This is a genomic window from Rhodococcus sp. OK302, from assembly GCF_002245895.1.
GTDB lineage: Bacteria > Actinomycetota > Actinomycetes > Mycobacteriales > Mycobacteriaceae > Rhodococcus_F.
Genome location: NZ_NPJZ01000001.1, coordinates 5,646,936 through 5,659,918 on the forward strand (window position 1 = coordinate 5,646,936; position 12,983 = coordinate 5,659,918).

Annotated in this window: 14 protein-coding genes; 3 read left to right on the forward strand and 11 right to left on the reverse strand. The window is 59.7% G+C overall.

Features of this window, described 5'->3' with window-relative positions:
- The 5 genes from BDB13_RS25755 to BDB13_RS33145 all read right to left on the reverse strand — a co-directional run bounded on the left by BDB13_RS25755 (position 1) and on the right by BDB13_RS33145 (position 4,450).
- On the reverse strand, positions 1–1,401 hold the full coding sequence (locus tag BDB13_RS25755) for an amidohydrolase family protein (protein ID WP_094274291.1): 1,401 nt from the start codon (positions 1,399–1,401) through the stop codon (positions 1–3).
- Positions 1,402–1,452: 51 nt separating this feature from the next.
- Positions 1,453–2,220 carry a CPBP family intramembrane glutamic endopeptidase gene (locus tag BDB13_RS25760; protein ID WP_243620453.1) on the reverse strand — a complete coding sequence of 256 codons (768 nt, stop codon included), beginning with the start codon at positions 2,218–2,220 and terminating at the stop codon, positions 1,453–1,455.
- Positions 2,221–2,406: 186 nt separating this feature from the next.
- Complete coding sequence (locus BDB13_RS25765; protein ID WP_094274292.1) at positions 2,407–2,892, reverse strand: VOC family protein; 486 nt, start codon at positions 2,890–2,892, stop codon at positions 2,407–2,409.
- 76 nt (positions 2,893–2,968) lie between these two features.
- A complete protein-coding gene (locus tag BDB13_RS25770) occupies positions 2,969–3,976 on the reverse strand; it encodes an alpha/beta hydrolase (protein ID WP_094274293.1) in 1,008 nt (335 codons plus the stop codon).
- Positions 3,977–4,321: 345 nt separating this feature from the next.
- Complete coding sequence (locus BDB13_RS33145; protein WP_254922954.1) at positions 4,322–4,450, reverse strand: hypothetical protein; 129 nt, start codon at positions 4,448–4,450, stop codon at positions 4,322–4,324.
- Between the two features lie 398 nt (positions 4,451–4,848).
- Here BDB13_RS33145 and BDB13_RS25775 point away from each other — a divergent pair, with 398 nt between their 5' ends.
- A complete protein-coding gene (locus BDB13_RS25775; protein WP_094275207.1) occupies positions 4,849–6,546 on the forward strand; it encodes a fumarate hydratase in 1,698 nt (565 codons plus the stop codon).
- Positions 6,547–6,611: 65 nt separating this feature from the next.
- Here the strand turns inward: BDB13_RS25775 and BDB13_RS25780 are convergent, their stop codons facing one another.
- From BDB13_RS25780 to BDB13_RS25805, 6 genes are read right to left on the reverse strand one after another with little or no spacing between them, the layout of a single operon-like run.
- Positions 6,612–6,962 carry a hypothetical protein gene (locus tag BDB13_RS25780; RefSeq protein WP_094274294.1) on the reverse strand — a complete coding sequence of 117 codons (351 nt, stop codon included), beginning with the start codon at positions 6,960–6,962 and terminating at the stop codon, positions 6,612–6,614.
- A gap of 51 nt (positions 6,963–7,013) precedes the next feature.
- Complete coding sequence (locus tag BDB13_RS25785) at positions 7,014–7,580, reverse strand: mismatch-specific DNA-glycosylase (protein ID WP_094274295.1); 567 nt, start codon at positions 7,578–7,580, stop codon at positions 7,014–7,016.
- Between the two features lie 20 nt (positions 7,581–7,600).
- Positions 7,601–8,929 (reverse strand): WS/DGAT domain-containing protein, encoded by a 1,329-nt coding sequence (locus BDB13_RS25790; protein WP_094274296.1) that lies wholly within the window; start codon positions 8,927–8,929, stop codon positions 7,601–7,603.
- Between the two features lie 33 nt (positions 8,930–8,962).
- Entirely contained in the window at positions 8,963–9,430 is a 468-nt protein-coding gene (locus BDB13_RS25795) for an SRPBCC family protein (RefSeq protein WP_094274297.1), read from the reverse strand.
- Positions 9,427–9,810, reverse strand: a complete 384-nt coding sequence (locus BDB13_RS25800; protein ID WP_094274298.1) for a phage holin family protein — start codon at positions 9,808–9,810, stop codon at positions 9,427–9,429. The genes BDB13_RS25795 and BDB13_RS25800 overlap by 4 nt, the downstream gene beginning before the upstream one ends.
- Positions 9,811–9,847: 37 nt before the next feature.
- Positions 9,848–10,813, reverse strand: a complete 966-nt coding sequence (locus BDB13_RS25805) for an L-lactate dehydrogenase (protein ID WP_094274299.1) — start codon at positions 10,811–10,813, stop codon at positions 9,848–9,850.
- A gap of 109 nt (positions 10,814–10,922) precedes the next feature.
- On the opposite strand from BDB13_RS25805, the gene BDB13_RS25810 reads away from it, so the two are divergent.
- Both BDB13_RS25810 and BDB13_RS25815 read left to right on the forward strand, forming a co-directional pair.
- Positions 10,923–11,765 (forward strand): PE-PPE domain-containing protein, encoded by an 843-nt coding sequence (locus tag BDB13_RS25810; RefSeq protein WP_094275208.1) that lies wholly within the window; start codon positions 10,923–10,925, stop codon positions 11,763–11,765.
- A 63-nt stretch (positions 11,766–11,828) separates the two neighbouring features.
- Positions 11,829–12,926 (forward strand): glycerophosphodiester phosphodiesterase family protein, encoded by a 1,098-nt coding sequence (locus tag BDB13_RS25815; RefSeq protein ID WP_176459668.1) that lies wholly within the window; start codon positions 11,829–11,831, stop codon positions 12,924–12,926.
- Positions 12,927–12,983: the final 57 nt, after the last annotated feature.

Below are 12,983 nucleotides of genomic sequence, written 5' to 3' on the forward strand. Positions count from 1 at the left end.
TCAGTCCGAGATCCTGCGACCCTGGACGTAGACCTGGGAGATCGCCGGCTCGCGCATCGCCATCAGCAGGCCGAACAAGGTCTGATCACGCGCCAGGACCGGATCCGGCGAGCGAGTTCCGTGGTTGATCAAGTCTTCGAGCGGTGCCCAGCGACTCGGATCGACAACCAGAAAATCTGCTTCCTTACCGACGTCGAAATTGCCGAAACGGCTCTCCATGTCCAGCGCGCGAGCCCCGGCTAGCGTTCCGGTGAACAGCAACTCCGCCGGATGCATCGAGATTCCGGCGTCACCGACCTCGGAAATGTGCACTTTGAAGGCGTCGCCGAGAACCTGCGAGATCAGGCACTCGTCACCGCCGCCGAAGTCAGAACCTATCGCGATATTGACGCCGGCTTCGACGGTTCGCTTCCACGGCATCGTGCCCGAGCCGAGAAACTGCTGCGACGTCGGGCAATGCGCGATCGACGTCCCGGTCTCCGCCATTCGGGCCAGCTCGGCGTCCTGGCAGTGAACAGAATGCGCCAGAATTGCGCGCGGTCCGAGGAACGACTTTCCGCCGCGCTGTGAGCCCGGCAGGAACTTGCCGTCGTACGTGTCGAGGTAGGTGTTCACCCGGTACTGCGCGAGGGTGGTCGCTACCTCACCGGTTCCCGGCCTGTTGTTCTCGTTGAGATGACTGTGGAAATAGACGCCACGTTCCCGAACCTCGTCGTACAACTCCCCCAGGTTCTTCAGGGTCTCCGTCGTGACCGCCAAGGAAAATCGCGGTACGACGGCCACGTGCAGGAGTGCAGTGTCGATGTCACCCGTGTCTGCGCCGTGCCAACGTTCGATCTCGGTGCGGGTCAGGCTGATCGCGTCTTCCTCCGACGTGATGAGTGCTGCGGCCGAATCCGGCCCCACCGTCTGGATACCGCGGCCACTGACTACGCGAAGGCCGCGTCGCAAAGTTTCTGCGAACAAGGAGTCCTGCGCGTGAGGAAATGCCGAGCCGAAAACCATCGCCGCGGTGGTACCGGTGGCTATCCGTCGCTCACAAAAGGATGCGGCCGCATGAGCGGCAAATTCCGGATCGGCAAAACGCGATTCGGACGGGAAAACACAGAGGTCGAGCCACTCGAGTAACTGCCCGCCGCCGTACGCGTCTCCGGCGTATACCTGCGGAAAATGAATGTGAGTGTCGACGAATCCGGGGAGCAGGAACCCCGGCCGGTGATCGTGCATTTCACCGTGCCGGAACTGCGCGGGCAAATTCTCGTAATCACCACAGAAGACAACGACGCCATTGTTGTCGAACGCCAGTACCCCGTCCGGAACGGAGACGAGTGCGTCGGCCGCCTTGTCGACGGTCGGGCTACCGGAAATATGAAAGACATGGCCCCGATGCAACTGTGTCACTCATTCAGCAAATCACAGTCGCACCGCGAGCGCTTGGTGGATTTGTCTCGATCAGTTCATGGTTGCGTGCCACACAAAAGCTGCGGCCAGAGCGCCCGCACCATTCAGTGCCCAGTGCAACGCGATCGGTGCAATCAAACTGCCGCTGCGATGACGCAACCAGGTGAATACCAGTCCCGCTGCCGCGGTCGCCAGAACGGCGCCCAGAATGCCGGCAATCTGACCCGCCACACCATTCCCCAGAAAGCCCGACAATCCGGCGTTACCACTGGTCAACCCCATCGACGACGCGATATGCCACAGACCGAACGTCAAGGAGCCTGCCGCCGCGACACCGCGGAATCCACTCACTCGATTCAATGTCCCGTGGAGAACGCCACGGAAAGCGAGTTCTTCGGGGATCACAGTCTGGAGCGGAATCACGATCATCGACGCGATGATGGCACCGGAGACTGTCGCATACCGATCTGCCATAAAGAAAGGCCTGGTCAACGGAAGCAAAGCACCCACTGCAACTACGGTCAGCACCAAGCCGACTGCAATGAGCGCGTACTTCGACCCGCTTCTGAGGTGCTTGCGCGAGAGCCCCAACTCGGCCCAGCCCAACCCTCGACGCTTGCTCATCGCCAGGAGCACAAGAGCCGAGATCGGCACCGTCGCGATACTCGCCCACACCGTCGTGAAGTGCGCGATCAGGTTGGTTCCCACCAGCACAGCAATGACCACGGCAATGTCGATATACGCATGCAGACGCGGAAAGCGCGGAGAAGGAAGATCGAGACCTACAGCAGCAACATTCGGCACGGTTGAAACACTCATACGCGGACGACACCTGTTTCCGCAGCCCACTCGTAAGTAGCCACTGCTGATCCGGCAGCCCGGGCAAACACCGACTGTGCGCCCGTTAGCTGAAAGTTCACTCAGCCCAGTGTACCGACGCTGCAGTGGTGCCCGCCACCCTTTGCGTCGACACTCACAGCGGCGGGACCACGACATCCGAGAAGATCAGGGGGCGCCGGCAGCGGCCGCTCGCTCGAGTTCAGCAACATCTATCTTCTTCATTTTCATCATCGCGTCGACCGCTCGTTGAGCTTTTTCGCGGTCGGGATCGTGCATCAGTTCCAACAGCCGGTTCGGAACAACTTGCCACGACAAACCGAATTTGTCCTTGAGCCAACCGCACGGGCCTTCCTCACCGCCCTCGCTCAGAGCGAACCAGTAGTGGTCGACTTCCGCCTGGTCAACACACGGAATCTCGAACGAGACGGCCTCCGAGAAGGTGAACATCGGTCCACCGTTCAATCCGGTGAACCGCTGCCCGTCCAGCTCGAAACTCACCGTCATCACGGATCCTGCCGGGAGACCGGACGGCGAGCCCTCCCCGTATCTCTCGATTCCGAGGATCTTTCCCTTCCCGAAAACGGAGATGTAGAACTCTGCCGCCTCTTCCGCCTGGGTGTCGAACCACAGGCACGGCGTAATTGTGGGCATGGCTACTCCTTACGTTTGTGTTCGTAGGGATAGACCGCCCGGGCGGCCGAAAATCATCGGACGATCCGCCGGGGTCTCAGCCTGCCAAAGCCGACTCGAGCAGTGGCCATGAACGGACCAGCTCGTCACGCCAGTACGGCCATCCATGTATGCCGACCGGTTGCGCGCTTCGGGTGACGTCGACGCCGTTGTCACGCAGTACCTGCGAAATTTGGTCGGTGCACAGTGTCGAACCGAATTCCATGGCACCGCCGACGACGACTACTCGAGCGAGCGCAGGGGTCTCGAGCGTCTCGTGCGGCCCGGGAAGACCGGTACCGGAAGACAAATACACCTTCGTCCCACGCAACTTGTCGGCGTTGGCGAAGATGTCGTGTTCACGCCACGCCGGGCTGTCGACCGGTCCCCACATCTGCTCCGACGTGGCCATCCCATTGATCACCACGAGGTCGGTCAAAGCCTTGCCGAAACCGCCGACCGTCGTATAGCACCCGCTGTAACCGGCCACGGCGCTATAGAGACCGGGAGCGCGCTGAGCAAGCATGAGAGCTGCCTCGGCACCCATCGAGATACCGCCGATTGCGTTGCGTCCATTGGTATTGAACTTCGCGTCGATCAACGGCGGCAATTCCTTGGTCAAGAAGGTTTCCCACTTGAGCCGGCCGAACTTCGGGTGATCTTCCTGCCAGTCCGTGTACATGGTTCCGGTTCCACCGATCGGAAGAACCACAAAGACGTTCTTGTCCGCGAAAAACTCCCGAGCATTTCCGTTATTCGGATCAAGCCAGTTGCTGTCCTCGATCTGACCGGAGTTTCCGTCGAGCAGATACAACGTGCCGCGGGGTTCCGAGGGGTCCGCCGGCAAAAGCACCTTCACCTGCATCGTTCGCTGCATCGCCGGGCTGTCGACGTCGAGAAGAACCTCACGATCCGAAATCCGGGTGACCTCAGCGATTCGAGGAGATGCATCGGCGGACACCGTTTTTGCCGGCGGTTCCACCACGTCGGCTGTTGCCATCACCGGCAGAGATAACGCCGACGCCAGCGAAACGGCGCAGGCTAGGGCAATTCGGGTTACACGCATAAGGGATTCCTTATAGAGCAGACGATGTGGACCCGCCGGACCGGCGACCGAGGGACGTGGCGATCATAAGACACAGAATGTGGACATAGGCCCGAAACGTGGACATCACAAAGGGCCCACGCACAGATAGTGCGTGGGCCCTCTGTTTCTCTGAGGCTTACTTGGCGTCGGGGGTTCCACCGCTGAGCTTGGTCAGCATGTCGAACATTGCGGTACCGGCCTTGTTGACGCCTTCGATGACTGTCCCGAGGATATCGACGGATCCCATATGTACTCCTAGTTTGTGTCGTCTGAGTCAGACGAGATCAAGAATTGTGGCGCTGGACCAGAATCAGGTCAGCAAGATCAGGCGATCTTGAAGCTGCCTGTGTTGGTCTCTACCGAGCCGAGGAAGGTGGCGAAAAGCTGATCGCCGGCTCCAACCGAGCCGAGACCCTTGATAGCCAAATTCATGATCGATGCCAGTGAACCCATGTGAATCTCCTCTGAAAGATCAATGAACAGCCACCGAAACAACCTGGAAAACACCAGGAAGCATTGATGACTGCGTCACACTTACGGTGAACATGTAACGTGGATAACAGTAACCACACGGGCGTTCGGTAGGCAATGAAATTAGACATGTTAATTGTAATTTTTGCTAATTAGCCTTTCTAACGGAACCATTCCGACAAAAATGCCAATCTGACGGAATGGTTCCGGTCAAAAGATCGTGTAGCTTCCGGATCATCACCAAAATCAGCCGACTCACACCGGCACCCCCGGGATCTGAGCCCCATGGGGCCGGTTCGCACCTGCCCGGCGTGGGCACAGAAAACCCCCAACGATAACCTGAACGGGTCCTTCGCACGCCCCCTTGTTCAGGAGAAATGATGGCCGACTTCCTCTATGAGGACCTGTTGCCGATCGGTGAAGACACCACCGAGTACCGACTACTCACCACCGAAGGGGTGTCGACGGTCGAAGGCCCGGACGGCCGGACCTTCCTCCAGGTTGAGCCCGAAGCGATGCGTCTGCTGACGGAAACGGCACTGCACGACATCAATCACTACCTGCGTACCGACCACCTGACGCAGTTGGCGAGCATCCTCGACGATCCCGAGGCATCCAACAACGACAAGTTCGTTGCCCTCGATCTTCTGAAGAATGCAAACATCGCCGCTGCCGGCGTGCTTCCGATGTGCCAGGACACCGGCACCGCCATCGTCATGGGCAAGCGCGGACAGCACGTCCTCACTCCCGGTGACGACGAGCAGTCCATCGCCCGCGGTGTGTACGACGCCTATACGCGTCTCAACCTGCGTTACTCGCAGAACGCCCCCATCACGATGTGGGACGAGAAGAACACCGGCAACAACCTGCCCGCGCAGATCGAGCTTTACGCCGATACTGCTGCCGGACATGAGAATTCGTACAAGTTCCTGTTCATGGCCAAGGGTGGCGGCAGCGCCAACAAGTCCTACCTGTATCAGGAAACCAAAGCGATCCTGAACCCCGACTCGATGATGCAGTTCCTCGAGGCCAAGATCCGCTCGCTCGGAACCGCGGCCTGCCCGCCGTACCACCTGGCAATCGTCGTCGGCGGAACCTCGGCTGAATTCGCGATGAAGACGGCTAAGTACGCGTCGGCGCACTACCTCGACGAACTTCCCACCGAAGGCGCGATCACCGGCCGCGGCTTCCGGGATCACGAACTCGAGAAGAAGGTCTTCGAGCTCACGCAGAAGATCGGCATCGGCGCACAGTTCGGCGGCAAGTACTTCTGCCACGACGTCCGCGTCGTGCGTCTCCCCCGCCACGGAGCTTCGCTGCCCGTCGCCATTGCCGTGTCCTGCTCGGCAGACCGTCAGGCCAAGGCAAAGATCACGCCCGAAGGCATATTCCTCGAGCAGCTCGAATTCAATCCGGGACGCTTCCTTCCCGAGGTCACGGACGCTCAGCTCGACGCCGAGACCGAGGGAATCTCCGGGACCGGCAAGGGCGCTGCGGTCAAGATCGATCTGACCAAGCCGATGGCCGAGATCCTTGCTGAACTGTCCAAGCACCCGGTAAAGACGCGCCTGGCATTGACGGGACCGCTGGTCGTGGCCCGCGATATCGCGCACGCCAAGATCAAGGAACGCCTCGACGCCGGCGAGGAAATGCCGCAGTACCTCAAGGATCACCCGGTCTACTACGCCGGCCCCGCCAAGACTCCCGACGGTATGGCTTCCGGATCGTTCGGTCCCACCACGGCCGGCCGCATGGACTCGTACGTCGAGCAGTTCCAGGCAGCTGGTGGCTCGATGATCATGCTGGCCAAGGGAAACCGCTCCAAGCAGGTCACCGACGCGTGCAACACGCACGGCGGTTTCTACCTCGGATCAATCGGCGGACCGGCCGCTCGCCTGGCCCTCGACTGCATCAAGAAGGTCGACGTCCTCGAGTACGCCGAACTGGGCATGGAAGCTGTCTGGAAAATCGACGTGGAAGACTTCCCGGCATTCATCGTCGTCGACGACAAGGGCAACGACTTCTTTGCCCACACCGGTGAAGTGACCCTGACGATCGGTAAGCGTCCCGGTCTCTGACATCGAACATGAAAGTGCCCCGGCGAATTCCGATTCGCCGGGGCACTTTTGTATTGCAGCGTCTATCAGGTCCAGAGAACTGCCACGAATACCGTCGCGATGGACAGTCCGCCGACTGCGTGCACAAGATTCGGGTTGGGCTGCCCCTTCTTCTGCTTGGCCCTCGTGATCTCGGCCAAGGCAACGATGATCAGTGAAAGGACAAGCTTCACTGCGATCTTCGCATGGATGTAGTTCTTATCCAGCGCGCCTTCACCCAGTCCGACGATGATCAGGCCGGAGATGAATTGGAGACGCGCTCCCCAGACCATGACCTCGGTGATCGACGGAGCCTTGAGAACCATGAAATAGCTACCGACCAAGGCAGCCATACCGAGTAGATGAATCAACACAAAGATGTTGTAAAGAAATGACATAGATGCACTGTAGCGTCTAGTTTGCGAAGCACTTACTGAACCGAGTAAATCTCACTTCAGAATTCCCGCGTCGAGTGCTGCAGCGCGATACTTGGCGGCCAGAGTATCCACTGTCTCGTGTGCGTTGAGTCCACTGGGATTTGGCACGATCCACAAGGCCGCCCCTTCAAAATCCTGGTCCTGCCGACCAGCCTTGGCCTTCTTGTCACCGAAAGCCGTTCGATAGGCCGTTATCCCGGCAAAAGCAACCACTACCGGCTTGGTTTCCTTCACGACCTGATGCACCCGAACTCCACCCACCGCTAATTCTTCGGCAGTGAGTTCATCCGCCCGCGCCGTCGCCCGCACCGCCAGGTTGGTGATACCCACACCCCGATCGATCAGATGTTGCTTGTCTTCGTCGGACATCCCGTTGGCGGGATTGATCTCCCGCTCGATAATGCCCGCCCGCAGCAACGCTGGGTAAAACCGATTACCCGGCCGCGCAAAATGCGCGCCTGTCGCCGCAGTCCACAACCCTGGATTGATCCCGACAAACAACAATCGGCAGCCAGGACCGATCAGATCGTCGATCTCGGCGTCGCGATACGACTCCAACTCCGCACGCGTGAATCCCATGGCGCCAGTAGATCAGACCGTCAGGAGAAGGCGCTGCGGACCTCGTCGATCGCGTCGTGCATCAGCTTTTCGTAGAGATCGATATCGGGGATCGACGACGGACTGGTGGTGATGCTGATCGTCACCGTGTCTCCGATTCCGTGCACTCCATGGGTCAGTGACATGACCGGCGACAAACTCGGGAATCCAGCGGTGAATCGCACAACGCCGCCGCCGAGCATCAAGTCCGCAGCGCCGCGTGCCACGCTCGAAACGACGGTATTTCCTGTTACCGCTTCGGGTATCGCCGTGAAATCGTACTGCTGCACGCCCCAACGGATGAGCGGTCCCGGAACGGCTTCCATCGCCAGATCTGATGCCGCACTGGACGGGTGAGCCGCTCGCGCTCGACGCTCCGCCATCGATTCTTTGATGCGTTCGGCGCGCTCACGCAAGTCTGGAACCTCCGGGAAGAGGCCTACTCCGGCGTTGCGGAAGTGGTTGCGGGATTTCGGCTTTCCGTCCTTCGCTATGGTCACCTCAGCGCCCAACTCCGGTGGAACAGAACCGTCCGCTGCGGCCAGATAGTTGGTCATGGCAATGGAGATTGCCGTCATGGCTCCTACCGTGACGGAGACTCCGTCAGCCCGGAAATCTGCCGCGTCGCGCACCACCATCCGCACCAGTCGGTGTGGATCCGGAGCGATGTTCGATCGAACCTTGGTCCGGTTGGGAGCTTGGGGCGCAACAACTTCAGCCAGTGTGTCGGCTTCCAATTGCAGTTGCGCCTGATGTCCGGCGCGGCCGTCACGAAAGAGTCTGAAGATCTGCCCGGGAAGCCGCAGTGCTGCGCGCGTCAGTATTTCAGCGGAACTGCTCGAGCGGGTGTCGATCATTTCGGGTGGCGGTCCGTCTTGCGAAAAGAGTGTGCGAGCAATTGCCGTGGCCCGTTTACCGTCGGCCAATGAATGAGCCACCTGCAGAACGGCAATCAATGCCGGTCCGTCGCAACGCGGTGCGCCGCGCACACCTTCGAACAAATGCAGCAGCCACGGTGTCGCCCGCGGATTGACGTGATTCTCGAGCAGCACCTCGATCGAGTTGATGCACTGATCCCACGACGGCTCAGCAAGCTTGTGCGTCACCACCAACGCTTGCGTTACCGGCATCGGTTCCCACAGGGGGTAGTCCAGATGCCAGGGAACTTCACGAATGCGCACGCACAGATCGGGCATGGTCGACGCACGTTCGAGCAGCGAACGCCTGATGTCTTCGATGGACTCCGATTGCCCCTCGAAGCAATAGAGCAGGAGCTGATCGTTGGGGATCTTCTCCGAAATCCAGAACGTTTGGGCATCGGTGGGCGTCATCCGTAACACCGGGAGACGGTACCACCGGGCGCGTCAGCCCTTTTCGGCCACAGCTTTCAGCTGCGCAAGACCCTTCTCGAAATCTTTGCCCACCATTTTGTCCATGCTGAAAATGAACCCGAAGGCCTTGAAGAAGAAGTTCTTCTTTCCGGTCATTCTCCACGTCACGGCCACATTCTCCCCCTGGGGTTCCAGCAGGAATGTCGTGACGTTCTGCGCTTTGAACGGTTTGAGGAACGAAAGGTCCAACACCACACGCTGGTTCGGAACGGATTCCGTGATCGACATCGATCCGGAACCTGCCTTCTTGTTTCCCGACCAGGCATATGACGCGCCGACACCCTCGGCCGGACCGCTGTACGTCCGCTTCATGTCGGGGTCGAGGCCTTCCCACGGTGACCACTTCGTCCAGTGATGGAAATCGTTGATCAATCCGAAGATCGTGGGCGCATCCGCGTTGACCACCGCGCTGCGTTCGACAAGAAACTCATCGGAACTCATGCCTTCCGCTCTTGCACTTTCTTGCGAACGAACAGCAGCGGCAAAACCAAGGTCGCGAGCGCCGTGACGAGCCAAACGATGACTGTCGCCGAAATCCAGGTTGTCGTACCTGTGATCTGTAGGTCAGAGAAAATCTGGGCCAGGAGCAGCGCGACAAATGTCGACACCAAACCGATTCCGCCAAGGAAGGCCGGCGCGTGGCGCTTCGCCATTTTCGCGATGAATGGTTGCAGCACGGACTGCGCAATCGCAAAGATCACAACCGCGGTGATAAATCCGGATGCGGGCGCAGAGAAGCCTGAAAGTATCAACGACGCAACGAGAATACCGACGGCCGATGAGCCTAGAAAGATCGCGGCGCGAATCAGAAAGCTAATCATCGACTGATCCTATATGCCGGTAATCACTCGCGACAGATTACAACCCGAGCGAATTCTGAACTTCTCGTAGTGTTTCCGCTGAGGCGCGCAGTCCCGACTTCTCCCCCGCGGACAGAGACAGCTCGAGTACCCGGCCCGCGCCGGTGCCGCCTACGAGAGTCGGTAGAGATAGGCATACTCCTTCCAGTCCGTGTACTCCATCCTGAAGTGTCGAAATGGGCAGGACCCGCTGCTCGTCTCGCAGAACTACTTCTGCGATGAACGCACTCGACAACCCGATCGCCAAGTTAGTCGCGCCCTTGCCCTCGATAATCTCGTACGCGCTCTGCACGACGGCCCGCGCTATGTCGCCGCGGACCGCGGAATCGAGAGTGTTTCCGGAAGGGCCCACGAACTCTGTGGCCGGAATACCACCGATGGTTGCGCTGGACCACGCCGGAATTTCCGAATCACCGTGCTCCCCGACGATAAATGCGTGCACATTCTCGACTGCGACCCCCAATTTCGACGCCATCAGAAAACGCAATCGCGCGGTGTCCAACACTGTTCCCGAACCGAAGATTCGGCCGGCGTACGACGGACCCGCGGCGTGCACTGCCGCAAAGGTCACCACGTCGACCGGGTTGCTGACAAAGAGGATGACAGCGTCGGGAGACACTGCGAGCAGTTGCTCGGTCAGAGTTTGCGCGAGCTTCACGTTGACTGCTGCCAGTTCGAGGCGCGACTGCCCCGGTTTCTGTTTTGCCCCGGCCGTGACGATCACCAGGTCGGAGCCCGCGGTGATCGCGATATCGTCGCCGCCGTCCACCACACAAGGCGGCGTGAACTGCGTGCCGTGGTTGAGGTCGAGAACTTCGGCCCGCACCTTGGCGGTATTCGTGTCGTAGAGAGCGAGAACATCCGCCGATCCGCGGATCAGACACGCGTACGCGATTGCGGTACCGACACTTCCGGCGCCGACGATGGAGACCTTCTTCTTCCGAGAGCGATGTGCCGTCGTCATACCTTTGATCGTGCGCGCAATGTCACGATTTCGCAGTGTGTACGGATTGCCAGCGTCCTCTCAGGCTTTCAATGCAGACCTCTCAGAATCGCCAGGGACTATGGCAATCATGGCTGAGGTAACTGTTCTTGCAGTCGGTGGCACCGGCGAATCCCATCCCGGCGACGACCGCACCCGTGTGGTGGGTTTGCTGAGTGCTGTCACCGATGAGCTCGACGATCGTTTCGTGGCCCAGTGGGTCGGATACCCCGCGTCGTACGGTCCGGTTGCGGACGGCGGCTCGAGCTTCCGCCGCAGCACAGAGTTGGGAGTGAAAGCGCTGCTGACTGCGATCGCCAAGATCAGCGGACCCATCATGCTCATCGGATATTCACAAGGGTGCACGGTCATTCGCGCTGCCCTGCCGAAATTTAACGGCCGCAACATCATCGGTGTGGGATTGATCTCCGATCCGCAACAACCGGCCGGTGTGCTCGCCGGTTGCGAAGGACACGGAGTCGCCGGAGTAGGACCGGGGGTTCCGCCGTGGATTCCGGTTCAGTGGATCGGGCATCCTCAGGACATGATCTGTAATGCCAGCGAAGACAGCTACATTCGTGACATCGCCGACCTCACCCGCTGGATGTCCTTCACTCAAACCAAGGTCTGGTTTCGCAAGGTCTGGGAACTGCTCCGTAGCAATACATTCCAGAATGCCCAGAAGACTCGTTTCAGTCCGAAGCAGTGGCGTACGGACCTGAGACGCATCCGTACCGCATTCCTCGAAGTGCTCGGATACCTACCAACTCGGTTGAACTGGCGCAGCATTCAGATGCAGAACCCCCACGGCGGGCGGCATATCAGCTACGCGATCGAACCCCTCGACAACAGTGGGCTCACCGGTTGCCAGCTACTGGCAGACTGGATGAGCGCCCGAGCAAACGGCGTCGTGCGACCCGCCCAGGCTGCCTGATCTTTACCGTTAGTAAACCTAACTATCCCCATCGGGCCATTGAGCGTCTCTACGTTCTCTTCCATGGAACTGACCAAAATTCTGTCCTGCGCCGCAATCGCTGTCGCACTCCCCTTCAGCGCGTTGGCAGCGCCGGCTTCCGCAGCGCCCACCGGTAGCCTGGACTGGTCGGGGCCACTGGGAAGCCTGGCGCCCCAACCGGTTTCAGCCTTCGATGTCCAGGCTCATCGCGGCGGGCTGGGACTGTTCACCGAAAGCAGCCTGGCAGCCTTCTCCAATGCCCTCGAAATGGGTGTGAGCACACTGGAACTCGATACGCAGGTCACTGAAGACGGCATCGCCGTCGTCACACACGACCGCAAGATCTCGAACAAGAAGTGCCTCGACACCGCGCCGGCCACCGTCGGCGACCCGGAGTTTCCCTACGTCGGCAAGTTCATCAATACTTTGAACCTCGACCAGATCAAGACGATGGACTGCGGAACTCAGCAACTCGCCGGATACCCTGAGCAGCAGACTGTTCCGGGCGCCAAGATGCAGACGCTCAACGAAGTACTCAACCTCGTGAAGTCGTACAACGCGCCCGGTGTCAAGCTCAACATCGAAACCAAAGTTGAAGCCGGAGCACCACACGAAACTGCTCCACGCGAGCAATTCGTCTCCGTCGTGCTCGACACCATCCGAGCAGCCGGCATGCTGGAGCACGTCACCATTCAGAGCTTCGACTGGGGTTCACTCATGCTCACCCGTAAACTTGCTCCGAGCGTTCCCGTGGTCGCGCTGACAAACGGCGATTTCCTGCAGGTCGGCAAAGACGGCGCCTCACCTTGGCTGGGCGGAATCGATATCGACGATTTCGGCGGTGACGGCATTGCAGCCGTTGCAACCTTCGGTGCGTCCGCGTACTCCCCCGTTCAAGGAACTCCGCAGGGCGGCAAGGTATCCGATCCCGGTTTCACGCTGTACCCGACCGCAACGATGATGGAGAGCGCCCATGCACGCGACATCAAGGTCATTCCGTGGACCGTGGATGACCCGGCAACGATGCACGCACTGATCGATCTCGGCGTCGACGGAATCATCACGGACTTTCCCGACCGACTTCGCACCGTTCTGACCGAGCGTGGCCTGGAACTGCCCGCACCAGCGGTCAAGAAGTAACCGATATCGCGATGGGCCGAGAGAGACTACTCCGGCCCATCGCGATGTTCGTCGAAG

Bases quoted from the DNA above. Each gene is read 5' to 3' on its own strand.
- BDB13_RS25760 (WP_243620453.1), bottom strand. From the start codon at position 2,220: ATGAGTGTTTCAACCGTGCCGAATGTTGCTGCTGTAGGTCTCGATCTT.
- BDB13_RS25765 (WP_094274292.1), bottom strand. From the start codon at position 2,892: ATGCCCACAATTACGCCGTGCCTGTGGTTCGACACCCAGGCGGAAGAG.
- BDB13_RS25770 (WP_094274293.1), bottom strand. From the start codon at position 3,976: ATGCGTGTAACCCGAATTGCCCTAGCCTGCGCCGTTTCGCTGGCGTCG.
- BDB13_RS33145 (WP_254922954.1), bottom strand. From the start codon at position 4,450: ATGGGTTCACTGGCATCGATCATGAATTTGGCTATCAAGGGTCTCGGC.
- BDB13_RS25775 (WP_094275207.1), top strand. From the start codon at position 4,849: ATGGCCGACTTCCTCTATGAGGACCTGTTGCCGATCGGTGAAGACACC.
- BDB13_RS25780 (WP_094274294.1), bottom strand. From the start codon at position 6,962: ATGTCATTTCTTTACAACATCTTTGTGTTGATTCATCTACTCGGTATG.
- BDB13_RS25785 (WP_094274295.1), bottom strand. From the start codon at position 7,580: ATGGGATTCACGCGTGCGGAGTTGGAGTCGTATCGCGACGCCGAGATC.
- BDB13_RS25790 (WP_094274296.1), bottom strand. From the start codon at position 8,929: ATGACGCCCACCGATGCCCAAACGTTCTGGATTTCGGAGAAGATCCCC.
- BDB13_RS25795 (WP_094274297.1), bottom strand. From the start codon at position 9,430: ATGAGTTCCGATGAGTTTCTTGTCGAACGCAGCGCGGTGGTCAACGCG.
- BDB13_RS25800 (WP_094274298.1), bottom strand. From the start codon at position 9,810: ATGATTAGCTTTCTGATTCGCGCCGCGATCTTTCTAGGCTCATCGGCC.
- BDB13_RS25805 (WP_094274299.1), bottom strand. From the start codon at position 10,813: ATGACGACGGCACATCGCTCTCGGAAGAAGAAGGTCTCCATCGTCGGC.
- BDB13_RS25810 (WP_094275208.1), top strand. From the start codon at position 10,923: ATGGCTGAGGTAACTGTTCTTGCAGTCGGTGGCACCGGCGAATCCCAT.
- BDB13_RS25815 (WP_176459668.1), top strand. From the start codon at position 11,829: ATGGAACTGACCAAAATTCTGTCCTGCGCCGCAATCGCTGTCGCACTC.